10 protein-coding genes are annotated in these 12,123 nt (G+C 71.5%); 6 read left to right on the top strand and 4 right to left on the bottom strand.

Annotated elements, in window-relative coordinates:
• Positions 1-5 precede the first annotated feature (5 nt).
• From OG798_RS17555 to OG798_RS17545, 3 genes are all read left to right on the top strand, one after another.
• Positions 6-590, top strand: coding sequence for an SAV_6107 family HEPN domain-containing protein (locus tag OG798_RS17555; protein ID WP_095855147.1), 585 nt, complete (start codon positions 6-8; stop codon positions 588-590).
• A gap of 189 nt (positions 591-779) precedes the next feature.
• The gene (locus tag OG798_RS17550; RefSeq protein ID WP_095855148.1) at positions 780-1,550 is read left to right on the top strand and encodes a methyltransferase; all 771 of its coding nucleotides are present in this window, start codon (positions 780-782) and stop codon (positions 1,548-1,550) included.
• A 275-nt stretch (positions 1,551-1,825) separates the two neighbouring features.
• A complete protein-coding gene (locus OG798_RS17545; protein WP_060902071.1) occupies positions 1,826-2,221 on the top strand; it encodes a DUF3040 domain-containing protein in 396 nt (131 codons plus the stop codon).
• 301 nt (positions 2,222-2,522) lie between these two features.
• On the opposite strand, the gene OG798_RS17540 is transcribed toward OG798_RS17545, so the two are convergent.
• The 4 genes from OG798_RS17540 to OG798_RS17525 form a co-directional block, all read right to left on the bottom strand.
• Positions 2,523-4,910 carry a transglutaminase TgpA family protein gene (locus OG798_RS17540; protein ID WP_095858140.1) on the bottom strand — a complete coding sequence of 796 codons (2,388 nt, stop codon included), beginning with the start codon at positions 4,908-4,910 and terminating at the stop codon, positions 2,523-2,525.
• The gene (locus OG798_RS17535) at positions 4,907-6,268 is read right to left on the bottom strand and encodes a DUF58 domain-containing protein (RefSeq protein WP_097226188.1); all 1,362 of its coding nucleotides are present in this window, start codon (positions 6,266-6,268) and stop codon (positions 4,907-4,909) included. The genes OG798_RS17540 and OG798_RS17535 overlap by 4 nt, the downstream gene beginning before the upstream one ends.
• Positions 6,268-7,305 (bottom strand): AAA family ATPase, encoded by a 1,038-nt coding sequence (locus tag OG798_RS17530; protein ID WP_095855150.1) that lies wholly within the window; start codon positions 7,303-7,305, stop codon positions 6,268-6,270. Before OG798_RS17530 ends, OG798_RS17535 begins: the two co-directional genes overlap by 1 nt.
• 265 nt (positions 7,306-7,570) lie before the next feature.
• Positions 7,571-8,119, bottom strand: a complete 549-nt coding sequence (locus OG798_RS17525; RefSeq protein ID WP_095855151.1) for a beta-class carbonic anhydrase — start codon at positions 8,117-8,119, stop codon at positions 7,571-7,573.
• 437 nt (positions 8,120-8,556) lie between these two features.
• Between OG798_RS17525 and rsmH the strand changes: the two genes are divergently transcribed.
• From rsmH to OG798_RS17510, 3 genes are read left to right on the top strand one after another with little or no spacing between them, the layout of a single operon-like run.
• Positions 8,557-9,513, top strand: a complete 957-nt coding sequence (gene rsmH, locus OG798_RS17520; RefSeq protein WP_121416420.1) for a 16S rRNA (cytosine(1402)-N(4))-methyltransferase RsmH — start codon at positions 8,557-8,559, stop codon at positions 9,511-9,513.
• Positions 9,514-9,535: 22 nt separating this feature from the next.
• Positions 9,536-10,165: a hypothetical protein gene (locus OG798_RS17515; protein ID WP_328757290.1), complete on the top strand. Its 630-nt coding sequence runs from the start codon at positions 9,536-9,538 to the stop codon at positions 10,163-10,165.
• Positions 10,166-10,170: 5 nt separating this feature from the next.
• Positions 10,171-12,123 (top strand): peptidoglycan D,D-transpeptidase FtsI family protein, encoded by a 1,953-nt coding sequence (locus tag OG798_RS17510; protein WP_323138711.1) that lies wholly within the window; start codon positions 10,171-10,173, stop codon positions 12,121-12,123.

Here is a 12,123-nt window from a genome sequence, read left to right as displayed (position 1 = left end):
TCGTCATGGCCACCTCTTCCGCAGCAGCCGCCCACCGGCGCCGCGCCACCGGCCCTGCCCCCTCACTGACCGGCCCGGCGGGCGACGTGCACCCCGTGCTCCGCCGGGCCACGGCCCCGCCCGCCGCCCTCGACCTGCTCGCCCAGGCCCGCGCCGGCCTCGACGAGGCGACCGCCCTGGAAACCCCCAATGAGCGCTACGCGACGGCGCACTTGGCGGCCCTGCGCACCGCCGCCGCCGTTCTCGCCGCACGGGGCCGCCCGGAGCCCACACCCCGACGCCGCGCCCGCATCCGGAGCGCCTGGGAAGTGCTCCCCGAGATCGCGCCCGAACTCACCGAGTGGAGCGCCCTGTTCGCCTCCGGGGCCGACCGGCGCGCCCGCGCCGAGGCGGGTATCCGGGGCGCGGCCGGCACCCGCGACGCAGACGACCTGATACGCGACGTGGCGATGTTCCTGCGCCTCGTCGAGCGGATGCTGGTGCTGCAACCCGTACTGCCCCAGCCCCGTCGCAACGGAGAGGAGGAGGGGGACGGAGACGGGGAGGGCGGGGAGCACAGGGCGGACCGGGAGGTCCCGGACGCGAGCTGACTCCGTGAGCCGCCGCGCGATCCGATGCCTGATCCGATGCCTGATCCGACGCGTGATCCACCGGGTGAGACGGAGGGTCAGGTACGACGGTGGAGGCAATAGGGTGGAGGCGCCTGAAGCCTCCTGCCGGGAGGCCCCCCGATCGCTCCGCCGCGCAAGAGGCGGTGCCGCTCCGAGGAGTCAACTGCCGTGCCGGACCCGACGCGCCCTCGCGCTTCTCTCCGTACCGCCGTGGTCTGGGAGGTCCTCAAGGACGCTCTCGACCGCCGGGTCAAGGCCACCGGGCGGGAGTCCCTGGACGTCCTCGACACCGGAGGCGGCAGCGGCAACTTCGCGGTGCCCGTGGCTCGCCTCGGCCACCGTGTCACCGTCGTCGACCCCAGCCCGAACGCGCTGTTCGCGCTGGAGCGCCGGGCCGCCGAGGCCGGGGTCGCCGACCGTGTCAAGGGTGTCCAGGGCGACGCCCACGGCCTCTTCGACGTCGTCGAGCGCGGTGGCTACGACGTCGTGCTGTGCCACGGGGTCCTGGAGTACGTGGACGACCCCGCCGACGGCGTGCGCAACGTGGTGGACGCGCTGCGCCCCGAGGGCGTTCTCAGCCTCCTCGCGGCGGGCCTGGGCGGCGCCGTGCTCGCCCGTGCCCTCGCCGGCCACTTCAAGGAGGCCAAGCAGGCGCTCGACGACCCGGACGGACGCTGGGGCGAGGGCGATCCCGTACCCCACCGATTCACCGCCGACCAGCTCACCGCGCTCGTCGAGGGCGCGGGTCTGCGCGTCGGCGCCGTGCACGGCGTACGGGTCTTCGCGGACCTGGTCCCCGGCGTCCTCGTGGACACCGAGCCGGGTGCCGTGGAGGCCCTCCTGCAGCTCGAGGCGGCGGCCGCCGAACTCCCCGCGTTCCACTCCGTGGCCACGCAGCTTCATGTGCTCGGTGAGGCGCAGGAGGCCGACGAGGGGTGAGCCGCCTCTCATGTTGCGCCCCTGATCAGGGGCGGGGCGGCAGATGGAGTACGCCACAGGCCACCCGATCGGGCGCTCGGCGCCGTATGATCGAGGGAGACCATCCGGCATGACGGGCCGGTTGCTGGGGAATGCACGCCTCAGTGAATCGGGGTGCCATGGCGGGTTCCGGTTGGCGAATTGGCGCAGAGGGGCGGGTTTCACGGGGGCGATTCCCTGCCTATCCTGAAGGGGACCCCCGGTCGCCCCGGCGACTGCACGATGAGGAGGACGCCGTGCCGCTCTCGGAGCACGAGCAGCGAATGCTCGAGCAGATGGAGCGAGCGCTGTACGCCGAAGATCCCAAGTTCGCGACAGCGCTTGAGGGAAGCGGGCTGCGTACGTACACCCGGCGACGGGTCTACCAGGCGGTCGCGGGCTTTCTGGTGGGTATCGCGCTCCTCATGGCCGGAATGGTCTCCAAGCAGATCTGGGTCAGCGTGGTGGGTTTTCTCGTCATGCTGGGCTGTGCGGTGCTCGCCGTCACCGGTTGGCGCAAGGCTCCCAAGCCGGGTGAGCAGCCGGCCGCGCCCGGCGCACCCGCCACGCGCCACCAGGGCCGACAGCGCCGCTCCATGATGGACCGCATCGAACAACGCTGGCAGCGACGCCGAGACGAGCAGGGTCAGTAGTCCCGCGAGGGCAGTGGCCCTGCGGGCGCCCGCAGTCGAAGACAACGCGTGAGGGGGTGTCCCCACCCGGGCCGGGTGGGGACACCCCCTCAGTCGTACCCCGACAGGGCGTCTTGCCCGCCCCGGCGTGAAGCACCGGCGTGAAGAGCATGCGTGACGCCGACGAGAACCGAACCTTCGCCTGTGGGACGCCGACCGGCACCGGCGGGTCGCCACCGGCGGCCTCCGTCCCGGCCGGGCACCCACCACATGTGGCCCGTGTCCCCGGCCGGGGACACGGGCCACACGGTTCAACGCGACGTCAGCTGTTCTGCCCCGAAGGGCGTCGCAGCAGGGACTCTCTGCGCGCCGCCAGCCGGGCCGACACAGCCGCCCAGTAGGCCGACGCCGCCCAGGCCACCCGGACGGCTGAGCGGGGCGCGAGCAGGGCGCGCAGGCGGGCGGTGCGGCTCGCCCGGGCGCCGAGGGCGTCCGTGACACGACGGGCATCCTCCGCGAGCCCCGCCGTCAGCCGGGGATGCGGGGCGTACAGCACCTGCTCGACCGCCGCGGCCAGCCGGTGCACCGCCTCCGACGCCTCGGCTTCGAGGAGCCCGAGTCGCACGATCCGCGCCGCGGCCTTGCGTGGTGTCTGGGACTCGTCCGGCACGATTCCGTAGTCCCACGCCGTATCGGTCACCTCCAGCCACGTCGCCAGCGTGTACGCGGGCGCGTCCGCCTCACCGCGGCCGTGCGCACCCAGCCGCACGGACCGGAGCCGCATCCGCCACAGCATCGGCAGCAGCGGTACGACCAGCAGCAGGAGTCCGGCCAGTGCGTACCCCAGGTTCTGGAGCCACGGAGTGCCGTCGTCCTTCGAGCCCACCGTGGCCAACGCGGACTGGCTCGGGCACGCTTCCAGCTTCTTCTGCTCGGCCAGGCAGTTGCCGCTGGCCGAGGGAGCGGTGGACGGCGCCGCGGACGTCGACGTGGACGGCTTCGGCACCGTCGACGAGTCCGACCCGGGCGTGTCCGTCTGGGTGTACTCCGGCACCGAGCCCCGGTTCGGGGTCGGCTCGAAGCGGGTCCAGCCCACCCCTTCGAAGTACAGCTCGGGCCAGGCGTGCGCGTCCCGCAGCCCCACCGACATCGAACCGTCGGACTGCGGAGAGCCGGGTGTGAAGCCCACCGCGACCCGGGCCGGAATCCCCAGCGTGCGGGCCATCGAGGCCATCGCGAAGGAGAAGTGGACGCAGAAGCCCTGCTTGTCCTTCAGGAAGCGCGCGATCGCGGCCGAGCCGCTGCCCACCTGCACCTGGGTGTTGTAGGTGAACCCGCCGTTCACCGCGAAGTAGTCCTGGAGTTTGACCGCCTGCTCGTAGTGGTTCGTCGAGCCCGCGGTGACCTTGCGCGCCGTGTCGGCCACCACCGCGGGCAGCGACGAGGGCACCTTGGTGAACTCGCGCTTCAGGACCTTCGACGGCTCCGGCGCGTTCGCCAGCTGCTCCGCGGTCGGCTGCACGATCAGGCTCGTCACCTCGTACTGCACGCCGCGCGTGTTCTGACCGTGGTCACCGACGAGCGTGCGCCCGACCGGCTCGTACCGCCAACTGCCGCTGATGTTCACCTTGCTGACCGGGTACGGCATGGGCAGCCAGTCCTGGGCGTACCAGTCGGCCGCCGAGATGCGGGTCTGGATCTCGCTGCGCTGGACATCGGCCCCGAGGCCGATCGGCGTCGGGAACGTGTCCGGCACGTCCTGGATGTGTCGCTGGGCCGGCTTCCACGCCGTGCCGTCGAAGTCGTCCAGGGACACGATCCGCAGATACATGTCCTGGGTGTCTTCGGTATTGGTGCGGTAGGACATGACCTGGCGGTCCTCGTCCACGTTCAGGCTGTCGCGGAGCGAGACCAGCGGGTTCACCGCGGAGATCGTGCCGCCGCCGGAACCCGAGCCGACGCCCGCGCCCGTGCCGCCCAGCAGACCGCCGTCGAGGGCGGGCAGGGCGAGCGGCACCGCCAGGGCGACGCCCAGCGCGACCACGCCGATGCGCCGCCCCGTGCGGACCGGTGCGACCGTGCCCGGGGAGGCATCCAGCCCCTGTGAGCGGGGCGCGCCGCCGAAGACCCGGCCCCACTGGGAGAGCCGGTCGCGGCCCTCCGCCAGGAGCAGCATCAGATAGCCCGTGGCCGCGAGCAGGAACCACAGCCAGGCCCAGCCGCCGCCCGACAGTCCCGCTGCGACCGAGTACAGCGCGAGCAGGGGGAGCCCGGCGGGGGCCGCGCTGCGGAACGTCACCGCGAGCGTGTCCACCGCGAGCCCGATCACCAGGACACCGCCGATCAGCATCAGGCGGATGCCGTCGGACAGCGGCGCCGGAATCGCGTACCGCCCGACGTCGTCCGTGCCCGCCTGGAGCAGATCGCCGAGATGCCGGAACGCCTCCGGACCCGGGACGAAGCCGAGGAGCGCCTGCTGCTGGGCGAAGACCAGCGTCAGCAGCATCAGCATCACCAGCGCCTGCGCTGCCACCGTCAGCGGCCGGGCCAGCGGAACCCGCCGGGTCAGCGCGCCCACACCGGACTGCAGGGCCAGCAGGAACACCGCCTGGAGGAACCACGTCGCCGGCTTGACCAGCGGCAGCAACGCGCACGCCGCCATCAGTGTGGCCGCCGCCGAATACAACGTCAGCCGAGCCCGCCCGCTCATGATCGTCCACCCCCTGCCGTACTCCCCGTCGAGGCGGCACCCGTGCGCTGCCGGTCCGCCTGCCGCCACAGGTCGGCGAGTTCCGCCCCCCGTGGCACCGTCACGGCGGTCCAGCCCGCCTCGCGCAGCATGCGCAGTCGATCCTCGCTCCTGTCCAACGGGCCGGGGACGTCGGTCGGTTCCCGCACCCAGGTCTCGCTGTCCAGCAGGAAGGCGACGGCCCCGCCACTGCGCTGGCGCATCTTGGCGAGCACCGTCGCCTGCTCCTCGTCGAGGTCGCCGAGAAAGGCGATCAGGAGCCCTTCGTTGCCCCCACGCAGGACGTCGTAGGCCCGGGAGAGCCCGGCGCCGTCCGAGTGGTCGATGACCGCGAGCGTGTCCATCATCAGTCCGGCCGCGTCCGCCGACTCCTGGCTCGCGCCCGCGAAGCCGTCGGCGCCCTCGCCGGGCACCGAGGTGCCGTCGTCCGTCAGCAGCCGCACCGAGAAGCCCCGCTCGAGCATGTGCACCAGCGTCGACGCCGTGCCCGACACCGCCCACTCGAAGGCGGAGTCCGGGCCGGCGCCCTCGTAGGCGATGCCCCGGGTGTCGAGCAGCACCGTGCAACGGGAGCGCTGCGGCTGTTCCTCACGACGGACCATCAGTTCGCCGTAGCGCGCGGTCAGGCGCCAGTGCACCCGGCGCAGGTCGTCGCCGTAGCGGTAGCCGCGCGGAATGATGTCGTCCTCGCCTGCCAGCGCCAGCGAGCGCTGCCGCCCGTCGCCGTACCCCTTCGCCTCACCGGTCAGCCGCACCGGCGGCAGCGGTTCCACGCGCGGGATGACCGTCAGGGTGTCGTACGTCGAGAAGGAGCGGGTCAGTTCGCACATCCCGAACGGGTCCGTCAGACGCAGTTGCAGCGGACCCAGCGGAAAGCGGCCGCGCAGGTCGGAGCGGACCCGGTAGGACACCTCGCGCCGACCGCCCGCCTCCACCCGGTCCAGGACGAACCGGGGCCGGGGGCCGAGCACGTACGGCACCCGGTCCTGGAGCATCAGTAGGCCGGTGGGCAGCCGCGAGACGTTGTCCATCCGCAGATGGACGCGGGCCTCGGAACCGGCCGGCACCCGCCCGGGGGAGAGCCTGCGGCTGCCCGCGACCCGGTAGCGCGTGCGGTACAGCACGGTCGCGCAGACCAGCGGCAGGACCGCGAGGAGCAGGCCGACCCGGAGCAGATCGCTCTGCCCCAGGACGTACGCGCAGATCGCGGCCGCGATGCCGGCGGCCAGGAAGGAGCGTCCACGGGTGGTGAGACCGGTGAGCGCGGTGCGCAGCCCGCCCTTGTCCTCCTCGGCGTCGCCGGTCCCCCCGGGCGTCATCACAGCCTCCGGGGCGGCTGCTGGCCGTACGCGGGCGCGCCGCGGCCCATCGTGAAGCCCGGCTGCTGCTGGGGTGCCGAGGGAACGGCGGTCTGCTGAAGGATCTCCTGGACGACCTGCTCGGCCGTGCGACGGTTCAACTGCGCCTGGGCCGTGGGGAGCAGACGGTGGGCCAGGACCGCCACGGCGAGTGCCTGGATGTCGTCCGGCAGCGCGTACTCCCGGCCGCTGAGCGCCGCGGAGGCCTTCGCCGCGCGCAGCAGATGCAGCGTGGCACGCGGCGAGGCGCCGAGTCTGAGGTCGGGGTGGGTGCGCGTGGCGGCGACCAGATCCACCGCGTACCGCCGGACCGTCTCCGCGACGTGGACCGTGCGGACCGCGTCGATCAGCTTCACGATCTCGTGCGCGTGCGCCACCGGCTGGAGGTCGTCCAGCGGGGAGACCCCGCCGTGGACGTCCAGCATCTGGAGCTCGGCCTCCGCACTGGGGTAGCCGATGGAGACGCGGGCCATGAAGCGGTCGCGCTGGGCCTCCGGCAGCGGGTAGGTGCCCTCCATCTCGACCGGGTTCTGCGTGGCCACCACCATGAAGGGGCTGGGCAGTTCGTAGGTCTGCCCGTCGATGGTGACCTGGCGCTCCTCCATCGACTCCAGGAGCGCGGACTGCGTCTTGGGGGAGGCGCGGTTGATCTCGTCGCCGATCACGATCTGCGCGAAGATCGCACCCGGTTTGAACTCGAAGTCCCTGCGCTGCTGGTCCCAGATGGACACACCCGTGATGTCCGAGGGCAGCAGGTCGGGCGTGAACTGGATCCGCCGCACCGAGCAGTCGATGGACCGTGCCAATGCCTTGGCCAGCATGGTCTTGCCGACGCCGGGGACATCCTCGATCAGAAGATGTCCCTCGGCGAGCAGCACGGTCAGCGAAAGCCGTACGACCTCAGGCTTGCCTTCGATCACTCCTTCCACCGAACTGCGGACACGCTCCACAGTGGCGGTCAGATCTGTAAGGCTCGCTCGATCGTCATAGGTCGTCACCCGGCCCTCCTCGGCCCGTTCTCGGGCCGACGCCCTGTGCGGACCGGCCCACCCCGAAACACGGACACCACGCGCGAGAAGTTCCGCGTGACGCCACAACCGCATTCTTGTTGCCGTTACCGGTTCGTGTCACTCGCCTGTGGATAACTGGCTGCGATATGTCAGGTCTTGCGACTCTTTGGGCGCCGGTGGGTCGGGGCTTTTTCGTGAAGTGAGGGTCCCATGAGGGCCCCACGAAGTTTTACGAGGGGCCCGGTGGGAGTGTTCAGGCGGGGTCGATCTCGCGCAGCAGACCCGTCGTCACGTCGAAGACGAAGCCGCGCACGTCGTCCGTGTGCAGGAGGAACGGTGAGGTGCGCACGCGCTGCATCGACTGCCGTACGTCCTGTTCGACGTCCCGGAAGGCTTCGACCGCCCAGGCGGGGCGCTGGCCGACCTCCATCTCCAGGTCGTGCCGGAAGTCCTCGGTGAGGGACTCCAGGCCGCAGCCGGTGTGGTGGATGAGAACGACGCTGCGGGTGCCGAGCGCCCGCTGGCTGATGGTGAGGGAGCGGATCACGTCGTCGGTGACGACGCCGCCCGCGTTGCGGATGGTGTGACAGTCACCCAGCTCCAGGCCGAGCGCGGCGTGCAGGTCGAGCCGGGCGTCCATGCACGCGACCACCGCGACGTGCAGCACGGGGCGCGCGTCCATCCCGGGATCGGTGAACGCGCCGGCGTACTGCTGGTTCGCCTCGACGAGACGGTCGGTCACGCCGCCGCTCGTGGTTATGGCGTCTTCGGGCTCTGTGGGTACGGATGCAGAAGTCGTCATAGCTATGACGTTACTGGTCAGGTATGAAGTAGTCCTGCTGTGAGAAGGGACAAAGAACGTCATCGTGTCTTGTTGTGAGGTAACCCACATGGGTGTTTAGAGATCGCCTGGATAGGTGATTTTTGCTGATTCACAGCTTCGATCGGGGGTTCGTGGACGAGTGGTCCGCGACGCGCATGCCGGTTGATTGACCGCGAGACACCGTGGACTAAAGTGACGCGAAGCGGGAGGCGAGGCTCTCCCTGCTGGACTGCTTTCCCCTGGAGACCCGGCGATTTTCCGGCGTCTCCCCCCGCGTGCGCGGCGCGTACGTACGGCTCGGCCTCCTCCCGCTCCCGGTCGGCTGACGCCACTCACCCGGCGCCAGCAGGCCTCCCCTTCTCGAGCGGGTGGGGACCCGGCGGTGCGTACGGCCGCGCCGGACCTGAGAGGGCCCCTTGAGCCAGAGTCGACACGTCCCGGTGATGCTCCAGCGGTGCCTGGACATGTTGGCCCCGGCCCTCACCGAGCCGGGCGCCGTGGTCGTCGACTGCACCCTGGGACTCGGCGGCCACAGCGAGGCGCTGCTGACCCGGTTCCCCGAGGCCCGTCTCGTCGCCCTCGACCGCGACAAGGAGGCACTGCGCCTCTCCGGAGAGCGGCTCGCCCCCTTCGGCGACCGTGCCACCCTCGTGCACGCGGTCTACGACGAACTGCCCGAGGTGCTCGACCGCCTCGGCATCCCCCGTGTCCAGGGAGTCCTGTTCGACCTGGGCGTCTCCTCCATGCAACTCGACGAGGCCGACCGCGGCTTCGCCTACGCCCAGGACGCCCCGCTCGACATGCGGATGGACCAGACGACCGGCATCAGCGCGGCCGAGGTGCTCAACACCTACCCGCCGGGCGAACTGGTGCGGATCCTGCGCGCGTACGGCGAGGAGAAGCAGGCCAAGCGGATCGTCTCCGCCGTCGTGCGCGAACGCGACAAGGAACCCTTCAGCAACAGCGCGCGGCTCGTCGAGCTGATCCGCGACTCCCTGCCGCAGGCCGCCAAGCGCACCGGCGGCAACCCCGCCAAGCGCACCTTCCAGGCGCTGCGCATCGAGGTCAACGGGGAGCTCAGCGTCCTGGAGCGGGCGATTCCCGCGGCCGTGAAGGCGCTCGCCGTCGGCGGCCGGATCGCCGTTCTGTCGTACCACTCGCTGGAGGACCGGCTGGTCAAGCAGGTGTTCGCGGCCGGTGCCGCCACCACCGCGCCGCCCGGTCTGCCGGTCGTGCCCGAGCGCTACCAGCCCCGGCTCAAGCTGCTCACCCGCGGTGCCGAACTTCCCACCGAGGAAGAGGTCGCCGAGAACCGGCGAGCGGCTCCCGCACGACTGCGCGGGGCCCAGCGCATCCGCGAGGACGCCGAGTGAGGCACCAGGAGGGGGAGATCGAGTGAGTAGGAAACCCGAACTCAGGGGGCGGGCCGCCCGGCTCGCCCGGCTTCTCCCCGCCGGCGGGGGCCATGCCGCCCGCACCCCCTTCGTCCTGCTCGTCGTGCTCCTGCTCGGCGGCGGCCTGATCGGCCTCCTCGTGCTGAACTCCGCCCTGAGCGAGGGCTCGTTCCACCTGGACGACCTGCGGAGGGACACCAAGAGCCTCACCGACGAGGAGCAGGCGCTGCAGCGGGACGTGGACACCTACTCCGCGCCCGACGCCCTCCAGCGCCGCGCGCGCGAGCTGGGCATGGTGCCCGGCGGCGACCCGGCCTTCCTCAACCCGGACGGCAGCGTCAAGGGCGTCCCCGGAACGGCCGCCCAGCAGTCCTCCGCGCGCATCCCGGTGGTCCGCCCGCCCGAGGTCCTCGCCCTCACGCAGACCACGGCCCCGGCCACCAGCGCCCCGGCGGCCGCCGTTCCCTCCGCGGGCGTCGCCACCCCGCAGACCCCGGCCCCGCAGACTCCGGCCCCGCAGACCCCGGCCCCGCAGACCCCGGCCCCGCAGACCCCGACCCCGCGGATCCCGACCCCGAAGACCCCCGCCCCCACCCCGTCCGCGCAGCCCTCCTCGACCCCCGGCAGGTGACGGAAGTGTCCGACAGGGAACCGCCGCGTCGTCGTGTGCCCGGCCCCGCCAGGCCCGTACGCCCCGGGGGCCAGCGGCGTCCGGGCCCCGGCGCCCGCCCCGCACGCCGCCCGGGCGCGCCCCGGCCCGGCGGCCCACAGGTCCTGCGGCTGGGCAGCCCCCGTCCCCGGCTGCGCATGGTCAGCCTCGCCCTGACACTGGTGATGATCGCCTTTGTCGTACGCCTGCTCCAGGTGCAGGCCGTGGACGCCAACGCCTACGTCGCCAAGGCCGAGCAGAACCGGTATGTCGGCCGCACCCTGGCCGCCACCCGTGGCGGGATCACGGACCGCAACGGCGTGGAGCTCGCGACGAGCGTGGACGCGTACGACATCACGGCCGACCCCACGATGTTCACGCAGGACACGACGAAGGTGACGGACGCGCCCGAGCAGGCCGCGGCATTGCTCGGGCCGATCCTCGGCCAGGAGGTGGACACCGTCGCCAAGAAGCTCCGTACGAAGAACACCCGATACACCCTGCTCGCGCACCGCCAGACCCCTCAGGTCTGGAAGCAGATCAAGGACCTGAGGAGCACGCTCGCGGTCAAGGCGGAGACCGACAAGAGCACCGTCAACTTCCTCGCGGGCGTCGTGGCGGTCCCGGCCAGCAAGCGCGTGTATCCGAACGGCGATCTCGCCGCCGGGATACTGGGCTGGGTCAACGCCGACGGCAAGGGCGGCGGCGGAGTCGAGCAGAAGCTGAACAAGGAACTCGCCGGCAAGGACGGCAAGATCCGCTACGCCCAGTCCGGCGGCCGTCAGGTGCCGACCGTGGGGTCGACGGAGACCCCCGCCGTGGCGGGCTCCGACGTCGAGCTGACCATCAACCGCGACATCCAGTGGGCCGCGCAGAACGCGATCACCCAGCAGGTGAAGGCGTCCAAGGCGGACCGCGGGTACGTGATCGTGCAGGACGCCCGCAGCGGTGAGATCCTCGCCATGGCGAACTCGCCCGGCTTCGACCCCAACGACCTCACCCAGGCCAACGCGGCGGCCCTGGGCAACGCGGCCCTCCAGGACGCGTACGAACCCGGCTCCACCGCCAAGGTCATGTCGATGGCAGCCGTACTGGAGGAGAACGCCGCAACGCCCGAGACGCACGTCGTCGTGCCCAACCGACTCCACCGCGGCGACCGCCTCTTTCAGGACGACATCGACCACGCGACCTGGAACCTGACGCTCAACGGCGTGCTCGCCAAGTCCAGCAACATCGGCACCATCCTGGCGACCGGCCAGCTCGGCAAGACGCAGAAGGAGGCGAACCAGGTCCTCTATTCGTATCTGCGCAAGTTCGGCATCGGCAGCTACACCGGCCTCGGCTTCCCCGGCGAGACGAAGGGCATCCTCGCGCCCGCCGACAAGTGGTCGACCTCCCAGCAGTACACGATTCCTTTCGGCCAGGGCATGTCGATCAACGCGATGCAGGCGGCCTCCGTCTACTCGACGATCGCCAACGGCGGTGTACGCGTCGAGCCGACGCTGGTGCGCGGCACGAAGGGGCCCGACGGCCGGTTCACCCCGGCCGCCCAGCCCAAGAAGACGAGGGTCGTGAGCGAGAAGACGGCGGGGACCCTCGCCCAGATGCTGGAGTCGGTCGTGGACGACGAGCAGGGCACCGGCGCCAAGGCGCGCATCCCCGGCTACCGGGTCGCGGGCAAGACGGGTACGGCCAACCGCGTGGATCCGGCCACCGGCAAGTACCACGGCTACACCTCGTCGTTCGCCGGATTCGCCCCCGCCGACAAGCCCCGGGTCACCGTCTACTGCGCGATCCAGAACGCCACCAAGGGCAGCTACTTCGGCGGCCAGATCTGCGGACCCATCTACAAGCAGGTCATGGAGTTCGCGCTCAAGACCCTCCAGGTCCCGCCCACCGGAGCGGGGGCCGCCAATCTGCCCGTGACCTTCACGCCGTGA

It is taken from the genome of Streptomyces sp. NBC_00271 (assembly GCF_036178845.1).
In the GTDB taxonomy this organism is placed as follows: Bacteria; Actinomycetota; Actinomycetes; order Streptomycetales; family Streptomycetaceae; genus Streptomyces.
This window is presented reverse-complemented; position numbering and strand designations above follow the sequence as displayed.